Origin of the sequence: Corynebacterium sp. HMSC30G07, from assembly GCF_001806945.1 — a bacterium.
GTDB lineage: Bacteria > Actinomycetota > Actinomycetes > Mycobacteriales > Mycobacteriaceae > Corynebacterium > Corynebacterium riegelii.
Genome location: NZ_KV786453.1, coordinates 36,573 through 52,067, shown reverse-complemented (window position 1 = coordinate 52,067; position 15,495 = coordinate 36,573). Strand labels below are relative to the sequence as shown.

Sequence of the window (15,495 nt, the reverse complement as noted above, 5' to 3'; positions counted from 1 at the left end):
TACCCTATGCCTTTGCTGGCGCTTCAGCTAGCTCAACAACCAGCTCTACTTCCACCGGCGCGTCCAACGGCAAAACAGCAACGCCTACCGCGGAGCGTGCGTGCTCGCCTGCGTCACCAAAGATTTCCTTCATCAGGTCCGAGGCACCGTTAATTACTGCGGGCTGGCTAGTAAAGGCAGGGTCAGAGGAAACAAAGCCAACAATCTTCACAATGCGGGCGACGTTATCTAGGCCCACCAAGGCATCTACAGCGGCCAGAGCATTCAGCGCGCACTGGCGGGCATATTCGGCAGCATCGGCTTCGCTGACGGCTGCGCCGACTTTGCCGGTGGCGGGCAAGGCTCCGTCGATAAGCGGCAACTGCCCCGACGTCCACACCTGGTTACCCACCTGGATTGCGGGGACGTAGCTGGCCACGGGGGCGGCTACGGAGGGAAGTTCAATGCCCAGCTCAGCTAGGCGAGCGTTCCACGACATTACTGAACCTCCCGCTTCATGTAAGCCACAACATTGTCCGGGTTCGGGCCCGGGGTGACGGAGACGAGTTCCCACCCGTCTTCACCCCAGGTGTCCAGGATCTGCTTAGTGGCGTGCGAGAGCAACGGTACGGTGACGTATTCCCATTTAGTCATGGCAACCACCATACCGGGATCTCAGGATTAAAGACCTTCGATTGCGGCACCGGAAGACAGATACTCTGCCCAGTCCGTCACATGCGGATTCTTACGAAGAACGGCGCGGCGCTGACGCTCAGTCAGACCACCCCAAACGCCAAACTCCACACGGTTATCCAGTGCATCGGCGCGGCATTCCAGCTGCACCGGGCAACGACGGCACACAACTGCAGCCTTGCGCTGCTCAGCCCCACGGACGAAAAGGGCGTCCGGGTCACCGTTGCGGCAGTTCGCTTGCGTTACCCAATCCCCACGGTCAAACACCAAATTGCCGGATGCGTCACATTTCCGCGCAGTTACTCGGGCTGCAGGCTCAGCGTAGGCGGTGCGACTCAACGTGGCGGTCATGGCAAACCCCTTTCAAATTTCTTGCAACACTCTGCATATTGCATGTGTAAGTGTATTCACAGCCCCCTGCAGGTGTCGAATTGATCACAGATTTGGGGGGAGTGGGCTATTCCACCACATCGACGCATCGTTTACTGTAAAAGCGTGTCTGGCATTCGGTCCTTCGGGCAATCTCTTGGAAAGCTGATCACCGCGACGTTGGCGTCTGCGCTGGCAGTGGCGTTGTGTGCTGCCCCGATCGCGGGGCTCGGCGGCATGGCTATTGCGCGTACAGATGAGACGATGCAGTCCAACCTTTCGGACATGTCCGACGGCGCTGTCCCAGGGGTGACCACCATCACAGATGTCAACGGGGACACGATTGCCACGATTTTTAATCAGCGCCGCTATGAGGTGGAGAGCCACCAGATTTCCCAATACGCCAAGGACGCCCTGGTGGCTACGGAGGACCGCCGCTTTTTCACTCATGAGGGCGTAGACATGCAGGGCTTTGCCCGCGCAATGGTGACCAATATTTTGGCCGGTGGGGTGGAGCAGGGCGCTTCTACGATCAACCAGCAGTACGTGAAGAACTACCTGTGGCTGGTGGAGGCCGATTCAGATGAGGACGCCAAGGCCGCAACCGAGCAGTCGATTCCCCGCAAGCTGCGTGAGATGCGCATGGCCTCTGATCTGGACAAGACGCTGGATAAGGATCAGATTCTCACCCGCTACTTAAACCTGGTCAGCTTTGGCAACCACGCCTACGGCATCGAAGCTGCCGCACAGACCTACTTCGGCATCCCGGCTGTGGAGTTGAACCCGGCACAGGCGGCGCTGTTGATTGGCCTGCTGCAGTCCGTTGAGGCACTCAACCCGTACACCAACCCAGAGGGCGCCACGACGCGCCGCAACATCGTGCTGCAGAACATGGCTGCCGAAGGCTACATCACCCAAGCAGAGGCCGACAGGAATGCAGGCATGCCGCTTGGCATGTTGGAGAAGCCAGCTTTGCTTGCAGACGGCTGCATTGCCGCCGGGGACGCCGGCTTCTTCTGCGATTACGCCCTGCGCTACCTGGCGCAGAAGGGCCTGACGCAGGAGGAGCTGGAGCGCGGATCCTACACCATTCACACCACGTTGAACCCGGCGATTCAGGCGGCGGCAAACGGTGCGGTGCGCAACAACGTTGCTGCGGAAACCCCTGGCGTTGCCAACGTTATGGACATCATCATTCCGGGTACGGAGACGCGTGAGATTGCCGCGATGGCATCTTCCCGCTACTACGGCCTGGACTTAGAGCAGAGTCAGACGATTTTGCCGCAGCCGGCGTCCCTGGTGGGCCACGGCGCGGGTTCCGTATTCAAGATCTTCACTGCTGCTGCCGCACTTGAGCAGGGCTACGGCCTGGACACCGTGTTGGAGGTGCCCACCCGCTCTGTGGTCTACGGCATGGGTAAAGGCGGTGCGGCCGGCTGCCCGCCGGATGCGTACTGTGTGGAAAACGCAGGCGTGTACCCGCCGCGCATGACGCTGGCGGAGGCGCTCGCCCACTCCCCCAACACCACGTTTATTGAGCTGATTCAGCGAGTGGGCGTCGCCCCGGTGGTGGATACGGCCGTGCGTTTGGGGCTGCGCTCCTACCTTGATGAGGGCTCATTTGGGGACGGCCGTTCAATCGCGCAGGCCGCCAAGGACGAAAACATGGGCGCGTTCACCCTTGGGCCGCTGGCGGTCAACGCCCTTGAGCTTTCCAATGTGGGCGCCACGTTGGCGTCCAAAGGCATGTGGTGCGAGCCCAACCCGATCCGAAGCGTGACCGACAAGGACGGCCACGAGGTGTACATCGAGCGCCCGGCGTGTGAGCAGGCGATTGCCCCGGAGGTCGCCGCCGCATTGTCCCAGGGCATGTCACTGGACGCCATCGAGGGCACCGCACAGCGCGCCGCTAACTTCAACGGCTGGCGCGCGCCGGTTGCCGCGAAGACGGGTACCACGGAGTCCCACCAGTCCTCGGCGTTCCTCGCATTCACCCGAGGGGTATCTGCTGCGCCGTACATTTTCAACGACGGCATCCAGTCCTCCCCGCTGTGTACCGGGCCGGTGCGCCAGTGCTCCTACGGCAACCTCTTCGGCGGCAACGAAGCTGCCGATACGTGGTTCCAAGGCGCCGGCCAAGTGCCGGGTGCGGCCGCTGCTGGCCTGCCAGAGTCTTCCTGGACGTACAAGAAGGGCACGCGCCGCGGCGTGCTGGACGAGGTCATTGGTATGCAGTCCGCCGCCGCCCGCGCCAAGCTGGAGGCCCAAGGCTTTACGGTCACCGTGGTCACCGTCAGCGGCGGCGGCGCGCCCGCAGGCCAGGTGGTGTCCGTGGCGGCAAGTGATCCGAACCTGACGCGCGGCACCATCGTCACCGTCAATATCTCCGACGGCACGGGCGCCACCACAACCTCCCCCACCGGCACGGCAACCACCACGCCGGGCGCCCCCACTACCTCACCCGGCGCGCCGACGGAGCCTGTGCCCGCGCCGAATCCCCCGGTAGACCTGGATGAGCTTGGCCGTCAGTTCGGCGACGTGGCTGACGGCATCCAGAGCCTGTTCAACAACTAGGCCAGCTAGCTCAGGCGCGCCTTTACGGCCTCGGAGATGCGCTTGCCGTCCGCGCGACCAGCGGCGGCAGCGGTAGCTTCCTTCATCACCTGGCCCATCTGGGCCATGGAGGTGGCGCCGGTGGAGTTCACCGCGGCGTCTACAAGCTGGGAAAGCTCCTCGTCCGTCAGCTGCTTCGGCTGGTAGACCTCCAGGATCTCCGCTTCCTTCAGCTCCTGGGCTGCCAGGTCCTCGCGGCCGTTGGTCTGGTAGATCTCGGCGGATTCGCGGCGCTTCTTGATCTCGCGGGCGATGATCTTCTGAATCTCGGCCTCTTCAAGCTCGTGCTTTGCGCCCTCGGTCTCGGCGAGCTGGATGGCGGCAAGCAACATGCGGATGGTGCCGGTGCGGTCCTTGTCCTTGGCCTTCATGGCCTCTTTCATGTCTGCGCGGATCTGGTCTTTGAATGCACTCATGGTTGCGAGATTACAGTGGTGTGAATGAAGAAGGTCATTGGAGCTTTAGGCTTATCGACGCTCACGTGGGCCATCACCCAAACCACCCACTTTCAGCTGCACGAATACGAACTGCCGTTGCTGCCGCCAGGCACGCTGAAGGGTTCACAGCGCGGTAAAGACGACTTCCGCATTCTGCACATCTCGGATCTGCACATGATTCCGGGGCAGAAGAAGAAAGTGTCGTTTGTCTCCGGACTGGCCGATTTGGAGCCAGACCTGGTGATCAACACCGGCGATAACCTTTCGGATACGCGCGCGGTGCCGTGGGTGCTCGACGCTTTGGGCCCGCTTTTGAATGTGCCGGGCGCGTTCGTGTTTGGCACGAATGATTACTGGGCGCCGAAGCCGGTCAACCCGCTGAAGTATTTGACCGGCGGCAAGCGCACCCCGTCTTACGTGGACCTTCCATGGGAGGGCATGCGCGCGGCGTTTATTGAGCGCGGCTGGCAAGACGCCACCCACAAGCGCCTGGAGTTCAAGGCCTCCGGCGTGCGCTTGGCCTTGGCGGGTGTGGACGACCCGCACCACGACCTGGACGATTACTCCAAGGTGGCGGGCGCCCCCAACCCCGATGCGGACCTCACAATTGGCCTTCTGCATGCTCCTTACAGGCGCGTCCTTGACGCCTTCGAGTCCGACGGCTACCAACTCGCCCTGGCAGGCCACACCCACGGCGGCCAGATCTGTTTGCCGGGGCGGCGCGCGATTGTGACGAACGCAGACATTGACCGCAAGCGTGCCTCTGGCCTGCACCGTTATGGACGCATGTGGATGGAGGTCTCCCCCGGTTTGGGCCAGTCGAAGTTCGCGCCCGTGCGCCTGTTCTGCCCGCCGACGGCGATACTGCTGCGGGTGGTTGAGCGCTCTAGCTAGCGCGTGGTTGCGCGCTGGTTGCGCGCTGGTTTGGTGCTGGTTGCGCGCTGGCTGGCTGGCGATTTTGTCCCTGGCAAGAAGCGGAGTACAGTGTTGCGAGTACCGCGGGGCAAAAGCCGCGAGGTACGAAGCCTTACGGCAACCGGGATATGGCGCAGCTTGGTAGCGCGCTTCGTTCGGGACGAAGAGGTCGCAGGTTCAAATCCTGTTATCCCGACCACATCACCTCCAGGGTTAACGCTCTGGAGGTTTTCTCGTTCCACGGGTCTGGTCTGGCGTGCCCGGCTTGCCTGGCGCAAACATCGGATAGCGTCCGGCGCTGAACTGTCTAGTCATCGACTGCACCCGGTGCGTGTCTAGTCCGACATCTCCTAGTTACCGAAGATCGGATGTCTGGCGTGCGCCGCGGAGGGCATCGATCCTTAGATAGCGCGTGAGCTTCACAAACGCTGACCCCTGGCCTGCTTCGTTATGCACTATTTCCACTGGGTTAGAAATGGTTTCCGGGGCTGCAGGATCGGACAGCAGGTAGATGACATAGTTTTTGTCAGCGGTGTAACCATTTCCAAGTCCGTGTTTCATGAGCTTTCCGATTTTCCGTGAACGCTCGTCACCGGACTCCAGCTTCCTCGCGTGTTCTTTTGACCACTCCTGCGGAATATAGCGTTCCTCAATGAGGGGGAGTTCACGTGCTATGTGGGCTTTAGGCTCGGAGCTCACATACGTTGAGACTGATGTGGAGTGTGGGTCCTCCTTGGGCAAATAAAAGCCGAGGTAGGTAACTTCACGTCCTATACGTACGGAGTCTTCGAGAATGATCCCGTGCTTTGAGCGGTAGCAGTCATATAAAGGGTAGCGGAAGCTACCCTTGCCAGATTTCACTACTGAACGGTTACGCGTAGACGCAACGATCAAGGTGTCGGGTTCGTTTGGAACGTTAGGACGCTTCTTAAGTACGTCCTCAACTCGTGAAAGTGAAGAGATCCATTCGACAGCTGCTGGATCAATCCACGCTATTAGTCTTTCGATCTTCTTCATTTCAATAGCGGGGTCGATCGTCAGCAGTGAATCCTGGTGCGAGCATCGGTTGCGTAGCTGACGCAGGTCCTCGAGGGCGAGTCCGACTATTTGGGAATCTCGCTGGCCTGGGAATGCACGGTGAAGGTGTGAATTCCAAAGCGCTGATTTCTGAAAATCGCTTGGATAGACAAGGTCAGTCCAAAAACCGAGGTTGAGCTGGGAAATAATATCGTTCTTGTCTGGAGCCTTTTGTGTTTTTCGGTCCGTGAGGCGCGCTGCCACAGAGGCGATATTGTCCATGTTCGGCCGATTCCAGGGAAAGGACATCGGGTGGACCTTCTCAAGCTCCCGCATCATCGCGTTTCGGATAAGGACTTCAACATGATGTACTACTTCGAACAGTGCCGCAGAAATCGCTGCGTTCCACTCGTAAAGATCCCAAGCCTTTTCCTTGAAGCCCCCAGCTTGTTTGAGATATGGCTGGAACCGAGCTTCTGAAATCCACGAGATATTTCTTGGCATGAATTCCCTCCCAATTGCATGTTTCATTACCCCTTAATGCCGCAAGATTATATACTGCCTTGCAGACCGGTGAATGACCTTGTCTTCGCCGGTGAGGGTCTCGTTGAAGCGTATTAGCGCTTACGGGGCCCTCTTCCGGTTCACGAGTAGAAGAGGCTCGGAGTTCTGTGGAGCCCCTTTCAGCTAGTAGCCGGGTGTAGGTAGCTACAAACGTGTCGGAGCGGGTGTAACTCGGCGGGCGGGGGAAGCGTTTATATAGGTGGACCCTCGATCGTCCGCGAAACGCAGCATCCCCTACGCATTGAAGGAGCCACCCATGAAACTGCGTACCCTTGCCGCCGCGACCGCCTGCACGGTTGCCATGACCGCCCTCGCCGTTCCGGCAAACGCCGCTGAGATTGGAGAGCAGAAGGATGGACGCTGTGCGGTGAAGTTCAGTAAGGAAGAGCTGAACTACGCTCGCGGCACGTTTGATCAGTCGAAGAAGATTGGCGGCTATGAGCGTGCGCGTGATGTGGTGAAGGTGGTTGAGGGGGTGTTCGCGGAGGCGTCGGAACACACTGAGCATGTGCAAGCTGTCTACGAGCGGGCGAAGCGCGACCTGGAAACCCTGAAACCCACCACTGGAGCAACCCAGGAGGACGTTGATCTCAACAACTTCACCGTCAAGCCCGTGAAGGACACCGGTTTCCCGAAGATCCCCACCGTCTTCCCACTGGAGAACACGGATGGGTTGACCAAGGAGCAGGTGGACAAGCTCAACGCAGCCTGGGTGGCAACGCCTTCCGGCCAGCTTGAGAAGCGCCTGAATACCTGGAACACCTCGGTAAAGCTTGCGGAGAATGCGTGCGCAAGCGGCATCAGCAAGGTCATTGCGTTCCCGGAGGAGCACGGCAACGCGGGTGGTGGGGTGCCGGGTGTGGATTTGTCCTCCATGAGCAGCCAGAGCGGTGAGAACAACTTTGACGTCATCGCTGGCGTAGTGATCTCTGTGCTTGTAGCACTGGTTGGCCTGGTGGGAGCGCTGCCGAAGATGGGCATCCAGCTGCCGTTCGAGCTAAAGCTGTAGGGTGGGTAAAGAACCGCCAGGATTTTGCGGCCAGAGGACGTCCGCTTATTGCGCCTTCTGTTTTGTTAGGACTAGGACCTAGAAACAGTCTTCTTCATTTTTCTGCCGCGTATGGATTTTTGTAACTAGATGCTCGGTTACAGCACCGCTCTGGAGCTCTCTTAACCCTCTGACCGAGCATCTAGTCACTAAAACGCGTAAGAGGACACCCCACACCCTTCTATACCGAACCCCGCAGAACCAAAATCGGCATGCCGAATTTGGAAACAGGTTCCCGCCGTCGTTTTACGGTTATAGTCGTAGCTTTTCCAAGCCCTCACGCAACCAGAAAGGCGGCCCCTTTTTTACAGGGACCGCCTTTACTGGTTCAGCGCTTAACGCTCAGAGCTAGCGAACTAGTTCTGGGAGGACCATTCCTTCGGACGCTTGCCAGGCTCAGAGGAACCACCCTTGAGGCCCCACACGGTCATGCCGTTATCAAAGCCTTCCTCAGTACACGCCTGAGCAATCAGGGAACCCAGCAACGCAAGCGAGGCGATCACACCAAGTGCAATACCCAACGGCTGCAGCTGCTCGCTATAGCCAGCAAACTGGCGGTTAATACCGTCAGCCTTCGCCTGCAGCTGACGCATCCACTCCGGCTGATTATTACCACCATAGCCAGCGTTGTTGTTCGGCAGCACATGTTGGAAGCGAGCATTGATCTGAGCGGACGCAGCCTGGATCTGCGGACCGAATGCCTCGTTCACGCCGTAGCCGATGCCTGCCAACAGGCCGATCGGCAGCATCCACAGCAGCGGACTGTTCGTTGCAAACGCATTCGCAACACAACGCTCCGCCTTCTCAGACGAACCCTTCTTGTCATCGCCCGGCTCACCCGGCTGGCCAGGGTCAGACGGATCCGAAGGATCCGAAGGTTGACCGCAGTTGCACTTGGTGCCAACGCGAACCTTACGATCCTGCTTTTCCTTCGTCACCGTCTCGGTGGTCTCCGGCTCGCCCGATGGAACACCGTTGACAAGCTTCCAGGTCTTGGAAACTTCCTTCTCACCGTTGACACCGGCTTGGTCCTCGACAACCTTGCCGGCTTCGAGGTTCGGGTCCTCCTCGATGATGGTGTCGTAGGAGATCTCCTCGGTGTACGTGTCGGTCAGCGAGGTCTCGTGCTTCTCAACAGGGCCAACCTCGATGATGCGTGGCGTCGGATCGCTGATCTTCTCGGTGGATTCCCCCTGCGTGGCCTTGCCGTTTTCCACGGTCACCGTAACCGTGTGCTTGACCTCGCCAGGGGTACCCTCCTGGACAACCTTTGTCTCGTTCGGCTCCAGATCCGGGTTCACGCGAAGCTCGATTTCGAACGGGGTCTTCTCAGTCCACTCGACTGTCGACGTCGCCGTCTCAGTCTTCGTGCCAACGCGGATGATCTGGTTCTTCGGCTCCTTGGTGCGCTCTGAAGTGATCTTCGGCTCACCGACGAGTTTGCCATCCTTGAACTCCTGTGTGGAGGTGATGGTCTCTTCACCGTTCTCACCCGGGGTGACTGCAGTTTGACCTGCCGGCAGGTCCGGGTCGGTGACAATGGTCGTCTCGAACGGGATGACCCTCGTTTCAGTACCGGTGACCGTTTGGTCCTCAGGCGTCGGGCCGTACTCGATGATCTCGTCGATCGGATCCTTGGTCTGCTTCTCCTCAGGCGTCACCGTCGCCTGGTCACCCACAGCGGTGAAGTCAGCGGTGTACGTCTTCTCACCCGGCTCACCCTTCTGAACAACCTTGATCTCACCCGGCTTGAGCGCCGGGTTCGGGCGGGTCACAACATTGAACGGAACCTGCGCGGTCCACTCGACCTTCGACGAGGCCTCGGACGGCTTCGTACCAACCCTAATCACCTGATCCACAGGCTCTTCGGTGACCTTCTCCTCAACGGTGGCCTGACCATCCGGGTTGGAGTTGGTCACCTTCTGGGTCACGGTGATGGTCTTCTTGCCCGGCTTGCCATCGGTAACAACCTCGGAGGTGCCTGCAGGCATGTTCAGGTCGAACTCGACCTTCACGCCGAACGGCACCTCAGCCTCAACCGTCTTCGTGGTCTCACCGGTGGTCTTGGTACCCACGCGGATCTCGGCAGCTACCGGCTCCTTGGTGCGCTCAGTGATCACGGTCGGCTCACCTTCCGGCTTGCCATCCACGATCTTCTGCGTGGAGGTCACCACCTCAGTACCAAGTTCGCCTTGCTTATCGACGACCTGCGTACCCGCATCCAACCCGTCATCAAAGACAATCTTCGTCTCGAAGGGGACAGACTTCTCGGTCTTCGTCACCAGGTCCTGGTCTGCCAGGCGCGGGCCGTACTCAATGATCTGCTCGACCGGTTCGGTGCGGGCCTTGGTCTCCTGGACCGTTGCCTCCCCGTTGGTACCAGAGAAAACAGCGGCGTAGGACGCCTCGCCATTCTTGCCCGGCTGGACAACCCTGGTCTGGCCCGGCTTCAGCGCCGGGCTCGGGCGCAAGGTGGTGCCAAACGGAATCGGCTCGGTCCACTCCACCTTGTCAGTTGCCGTGGCCTGCTTGGTGCCAACGGTGATGACCTCGTCGACCGGCTGCTTGGTGATCTCCTCGGAGACCGTCGGGTCACCCGGCTGCGAGTTGGTGATGTTGCGGGTAATCGTCACCGTCTTCTTACCCGGCACGCCCGGGGTGGTCACCTCGGAGGTGCCAGCAGGCATGTTCGGGTCGTACTTCACGACGACCTTGAACGGAGCCTCCGTCTCGAAAGTCTCGGTATTCGTACCAGTGGTCTTCGTACCCACGCGGATGATCTGCTTGATCGGCTCTTCGGTGCGCTCAGTGTTCACCTCAGGATCACCAGACGGCTTGCCAGCCACAATCTTCTGAGTGGATGTCACAGTGTCCTTGCCAACGCGACCGTGCTGCTTCACCTCCTGCGTTCCAGAGTCAAGGGTGTTGTCAAAGACGATCTCGGTCTCAAACGGAACCGGCTTTTCAACCTTGGTCACCACAGAGGTGTCCTCAGGCGTCGGGCCGTACTCGATGATCTCGTTGACCGGGGCCTTCGTCTGCTTTTCTTCCGGGGTCACCGTTGCCTGATCACCCGTCGCAGCAAAGTCAGCCGTGTAGGTCTTCTCGCCCGGCTCGCCCTTCTGGACAACCTTGATCTCACCCGGCTTCAGCGAGGTGTTCGGGCGAGTCTCCACCGCGAACGGAACCTGTGCGGTCCACTCAACCTTCGACGAAGCCTCAGACGGCTTCGTACCAACCTTGATCACCTGGTCAACCGGCTGTTTGGTGATCTCCTCGGTGATCTGCGGATCACCCGGCTGTGAGTTGGTGATGTCACGCTTGATCGTCACCGTCTTCTCGCCCGGCACACCCGGGGTTGTCACCTCGGAGGTACCTGCCGCCATGGTCGGGTCAAACTCGACCTGCACACCAAACGGAACCTCAGACGTCACGGTCTCCGTGTTGGTACCCGTGGTCTTGGTACCCACGCGGATGACGGCATCCTGTTTCTCCGTCACTGTGGTGATGTCAACGACTGGGTCGCCGGACGGCTTGCCGTCGACAAGCTTCTGTGTGCTCGTGACCTTTTCCTCGCCGATAACGCCCTGCTTATCGACGACCTGCGTACCCGCATCCAACCCGTCATCAAAGACGATTGTCGTCTCGAACGGAATCTTGCGGTTGGTCTCCGTGACCAGCTCTTGGTCGGCCAGGCGCGGACCATATTCGACGATGCGGTCTGTCGGCTCGGTGCGGGCCTTGGTCTCCTGGACGGTGGCCTCGCCGTTCACGCCATTGAAGATGGCGGTGTACGACGCTTCGCCGTTGGAGCCATCCTGCACGACGCGGGTTTCACCCGGAGCCAGGGCGGGGTTTTCGCGCACGATGGTGGAGTACGGAATGGGTTCGGTCCACTCGACCTTCTCGCTCATCGGCTTCGTGCCAATGACTACGACCTCATTCACCGGAGCCTTGGTCGGATCCCACTTGCCAGTTTCCCTGTTAAAGGTGTCCTCACCAGGCACACCCTCGGTTTCAACCTGGTAGGTGCCCTGGTTAACGGTGGCGTCGTACTTGTAGACGACCTTGAACGGCACCTCGCGCGTAGGAGCGTCCTCCACGTTCACCGTTGCGGTGGCGGTGTCCTTGGAGCCGTCCCCATACGTCACAATGACCGGGACGTTGATCTTGTCGCCTGCCTTGGCGGTTGCCGGCGCGGTGGAGATGACGTTGCCCTGCTTGTCCAAACCGACAATCCAGCCACCGTTTGCGGTTGCAATCTTGTAGGTCGGATTGCCGTGCTCATTGGTTTCACCGGTAGGTGCGCTACCCGCTGGGAGCCCCGCAGGGTCAATGACAAACGGGTTTACATCCGAATAATTGACGCCCTGCGGTTTGTCCACGTTCAATGGCGAGGTGACCGTGCCGCCAGGGCTGACCGTCTCAGTCGGGAAGGTCGGGTTGGCCTCCCACTTGTTGGTCAGCTTCACCACGGTGGAAACGGGGACCTCATCAACCGAACCGTCAGGATAAGTGACGGAGACGTTGTACCTTTGCTTGTCGCCAGGTTTGGCGTCAGTAGGCGGGGTCACCGAAACTTCGCCGGTGGCGGGATCGATCTTGTACGTCCAGCCGTCGACAGTAGTCTCAAGCACCGGATCCTCCCCCTTGATGCCGAAGGAGAAGGTCGAACCTGCCGGAATGTTGTTCAGGTTGACGTTTCGCTTCACCTCTTCGCCAGGGCCGGCGACATCCACATTGTAGGAAGGTTCGTAGACGTCCTTCTGCGACTCCCTCACTTTGAACGGAGCCAAGACAACGTCCTGGGAACCGTCGAGGTAGGTCACGGTCACAGGCACCTGAATGCCGTCGCCGGCCTTCGCGGTTGCCGGTGGCGTTGCGGTAACAATGCCGTTTTCATCGATCGTGACTGCCCAACCATCAACAGTGTCGGGCACGCTGTAACGCTTCGACACGTCCGTGGCCAGGTCGCGCTCAGGGACCTTCGTATCCTCCGTGATGGAGGAGGCAACACCCTCGCCCGGCTTGGTGGTCTTCTGCTCGTACTTCGGCTCATAAATCTGACGGTGCGCACCCTGAGCAACCACAGTGGCGATGGTGAAGTCCGTCGAACCATCCTTGTACGTCACGCGCACAGGAATGTCCGCGGACGAGCCCGGCAACACGTGGGCAGCAATTGGCGTCTTGATCTCGCCCGTAACCGGGTCAATCTGCACCTGGTCCCAGGTGAGGTTGCGCGGCGGCGCAATGTAGTCCGGGTCGTTCGGGTCAGTGACCAGGGAGAAGCGCGGCTCCGAGGCGTCGCTGATGTTCTTGCGGTCAACCTGGCTTGTCACCGTTGTTCCGGTCTTACCCGTCACCGTCGGATACGACGGCTGGTTGGCACGCGCGTAGGTCCCAACCACCGTGAAGTCTGCCGGTACCTCAGCCGTAGAACCATCCGGGTAGGTCACGTGCACCGGGATGGAGACGGACTGACCATTCGGAACGCTCGGGCCTGGGGTTGCGGTGACGGTACCGCTTTCGTCAATAGTGAACTTCCAGTCCTTCGGCCACTGATTCTTCGGTGGCAGCTTGAACGTAGCCAACGTCGGATCGGTCAGGAGGCTTTGAAACTCGGTGGTCACCGACTCCCCTGCCTTGGTCAGTTTCGGCAGGTAGTGCGCGGTATCCTCACCCGACTTATCACCAATCACGCTGATGGTGCCGGTAGTGATCTGCGGGTTTGCGCCGCTGGCATAATGCACCTTCACCGGCACGGTCAGCTGCGCGCCAGGGAAAACATTGGGCGGGATGGTGGTAGACAGTACGCCGGTGTCCGGGTCGATCTTGAGCGTCCAATCCCCAGTCGTGTATTCGGTAGAGCCGTCTTCAAACGTGTAGCGGTTCGGCTCTTCGTCCGTATCCTTGCCACCCTGCCCCACCGGGGGCATGACCGGCTGGAGCGACACTTCCTCATTATTTTTACCGGAGACCGCAGTGTAGTCCGGCACCTTCACACTGTTGATCACCTGGAAGGTCAGCTTGACAGTGTCGCTCGTGCCATCCGGGTAGATGCCCTTGATCTCTGGGGAGATCGTGGAGAAGTTCGGCGCGTCTAAAGGCGAGGTCGCGGTGACCTTGCCGTTGTCATCCACAGTGACAGTCCAGCCCTCAGGCACGGTGTTCGGGTCGACTTCATACTTCGTCGGCTGGACGGGGGCGTGGTCTTCGAAGACAGGTTCCCAAGTCAGCTGCGCGTCGATGGGATGGCCCGGAACACCCGTGGTGGCTCCAGGGCTGACCAGTGTAGTGACCTGGGTGTTATTTGGGTCCACAACAACGAGCAGCGGAATGATGTCCTTGGAGCCGTTGGAATACGTCACAACAACGCGTGGCTGCGCGAAGGTACCCGGGTTCGGGTTTATCGGTGCGGTGACGGTGACCTCATAAGTGTTGGGATCCATAGTGGCTTCCCAGCCCGAATAGACCAACTGCTTTTCAAATTTGATGTCAACGTTGTTATTCTTCTTCAGCTCCGCGAGCAGGTTCCCGACCTCTGTAAAGGTGACCTTTTGGCGCTCCGTGCGCACAGGTCCGTTCGGGCCATCAACGCCGGAGATGATTTCCACCTGGTCAGGGTCATACTTCGGATCGTGGAACTGGGTGTCGTCAAAGCTCCACTGATGGTTCCCAATCTCGTTAGCCTTGCTGTAGCGCGGCAAAGTGTTGGAGGCTGCGAAAGCTCTACCCTCACCGCCGTTGTTGTTCTCAACCGCAGCCTGCAGCTGCTCCACGGTACGCGGCTTCGCAAGCACGCTGAAGCGCATGCCCTGCTGGGCTTTCAGCGACGTGCCCTTGTACTCAGGCATGGTGTAGAAGATCTCGCCAGTGGTCTGGTCGATGCGCACACTCGGCGTTCCACCACCAGACGCTGCAGTGTCGCTGGTGCCGATGAACTTGCCCTGGGCATCATAGGCCTCAACGACCATGCGGGACAGCGAATCATCCGTGCCACCGTCTGTGACAGGCGGCACGATGATCTTGCCAACCTTGAGCACGTCACCCGGTTTGATTACTAGCTTTTCCCGGGTCTCCCACTCCACCCTGATCGGGTTACATTCGATGTTCTCGCTCGGCCACGGGTTCACGACGGCCGTAAAGGATGCGTTGGTTCCCTGGGTGGCCCTTGGCCCTTGAGGATTTTCCTGCGTATATTTGCCCTGCCATGCGTAACGGACTGGGTTAACGGCAGTGGCCTCAGCGAACTGCTTGACTTTCGCATCGGTCAGTTTCGCGTAGAGGTTCAGGTTTCGCTGTTGCCTAGAAGCAGTAATACCGAGGATTTCGTCAGCCTTGTGGGTGACTACCTTGCCACCAAGGGTCTGACCGGCATCCGTGGCGGGAATTTGAGCTACATCGAGGTACGCACCCATAAGGCCTGAATTGGAAAAGTTCCAATCAGCGAACGTGCGGCCCTTCGAACTGTCAAAGGCGACGCTCAAACCCCACCGGGTTTTGTCGGGGCTGGTCGCGCCCGGCTCAGAGGTGTTCCAGCTAAAACCCGCACGGCTACCAGACGAGTTGCTACTCATCACAACACATGAATCGGCAAGCAGGTCCGAGGTCTGCTGGTTCTCAAGATCCACCGCACCGGACTTGTCGCGGATACCGCCAGTGAAGCTCGCTGCCGCGGCCTCCGGTGCCAGCGGACCAAGTCCCACGACGCTGAATGAGCCGAGCGCAAGAGCCACGACTGACGCCGCCGCGATGCCTGTGCGTGTCCGTTTCTGCTGACCGAGGGATGAACGAGATGAATGAGCCACAATTACTCCTTCTCAAACCGCAGAGCACCTGCGCAACTCCCGGGGGGGGGGG

9 protein-coding genes and 1 tRNA gene are annotated in these 15,495 nt (G+C 59.7%); 4 read left to right on the top strand and 6 right to left on the bottom strand.

Features of this window, described 5'->3' with window-relative positions; genetic code table 11:
* Window positions 1–4: 4 nt before the first annotated feature.
* From HMPREF3104_RS03015 to HMPREF3104_RS03010, 3 genes are read right to left on the bottom strand one after another with little or no spacing between them, the layout of a single operon-like run.
* Window positions 5–478, bottom strand: coding sequence for a RidA family protein (locus tag HMPREF3104_RS03015; RefSeq protein WP_070494184.1), 474 nt, complete (start codon window positions 476–478; stop codon window positions 5–7).
* Window positions 478–633 carry a Sp36 family protein gene (locus HMPREF3104_RS12255; RefSeq protein WP_168156350.1) on the bottom strand — a complete coding sequence of 52 codons (156 nt, stop codon included), beginning with the start codon at window positions 631–633 and terminating at the stop codon, window positions 478–480. Before HMPREF3104_RS12255 ends, HMPREF3104_RS03015 begins: the two co-directional genes overlap by 1 nt.
* A gap of 27 nt (window positions 634–660) precedes the next feature.
* Complete coding sequence (locus tag HMPREF3104_RS03010; protein WP_083278896.1) at window positions 661–1,023, bottom strand: WhiB family transcriptional regulator; 363 nt, start codon at window positions 1,021–1,023, stop codon at window positions 661–663.
* Between the two features lie 144 nt (window positions 1,024–1,167).
* On the opposite strand from HMPREF3104_RS03010, the gene HMPREF3104_RS03005 reads away from it, so the two are divergent.
* Complete coding sequence (locus HMPREF3104_RS03005) at window positions 1,168–3,615, top strand: penicillin-binding protein (RefSeq protein WP_070494181.1); 2,448 nt, start codon at window positions 1,168–1,170, stop codon at window positions 3,613–3,615.
* Window positions 3,616–3,620: 5 nt separating this feature from the next.
* Here HMPREF3104_RS03005 and HMPREF3104_RS03000 read toward each other — a convergent pair whose 3' ends face one another.
* Entirely contained in the window at window positions 3,621–4,070 is a 450-nt protein-coding gene (locus HMPREF3104_RS03000; protein ID WP_052205552.1) for a GatB/YqeY domain-containing protein, read from the bottom strand.
* Between the two features lie 24 nt (window positions 4,071–4,094).
* On the opposite strand from HMPREF3104_RS03000, the gene HMPREF3104_RS02995 reads away from it, so the two are divergent.
* Both HMPREF3104_RS02995 and HMPREF3104_RS02990 read left to right on the top strand, forming a co-directional pair.
* The gene (locus HMPREF3104_RS02995; protein WP_070494179.1) at window positions 4,095–4,985 is read left to right on the top strand and encodes a metallophosphoesterase; all 891 of its coding nucleotides are present in this window, start codon (window positions 4,095–4,097) and stop codon (window positions 4,983–4,985) included.
* Window positions 4,986–5,128: 143 nt separating this feature from the next.
* Window positions 5,129–5,205: transfer RNA gene (locus HMPREF3104_RS02990), tRNA-Pro, on the top strand.
* Between the two features lie 155 nt (window positions 5,206–5,360).
* On the opposite strand, the gene HMPREF3104_RS02985 is transcribed toward HMPREF3104_RS02990, so the two are convergent.
* Window positions 5,361–6,554 (bottom strand): hypothetical protein, encoded by a 1,194-nt coding sequence (locus tag HMPREF3104_RS02985; RefSeq protein ID WP_070494177.1) that lies wholly within the window; start codon window positions 6,552–6,554, stop codon window positions 5,361–5,363.
* A gap of 289 nt (window positions 6,555–6,843) precedes the next feature.
* Between HMPREF3104_RS02985 and HMPREF3104_RS02980 the strand changes: the two genes are divergently transcribed.
* Window positions 6,844–7,596 (top strand): hypothetical protein, encoded by a 753-nt coding sequence (locus HMPREF3104_RS02980; RefSeq protein WP_070494175.1) that lies wholly within the window; start codon window positions 6,844–6,846, stop codon window positions 7,594–7,596.
* 395 nt (window positions 7,597–7,991) lie between these two features.
* Here HMPREF3104_RS02980 and HMPREF3104_RS02975 read toward each other — a convergent pair whose 3' ends face one another.
* On the bottom strand, window positions 7,992–15,443 hold the full coding sequence (locus HMPREF3104_RS02975) for a G5 domain-containing protein (protein WP_210386480.1): 7,452 nt from the start codon (window positions 15,441–15,443) through the stop codon (window positions 7,992–7,994).
* Window positions 15,444–15,495: the final 52 nt, after the last annotated feature.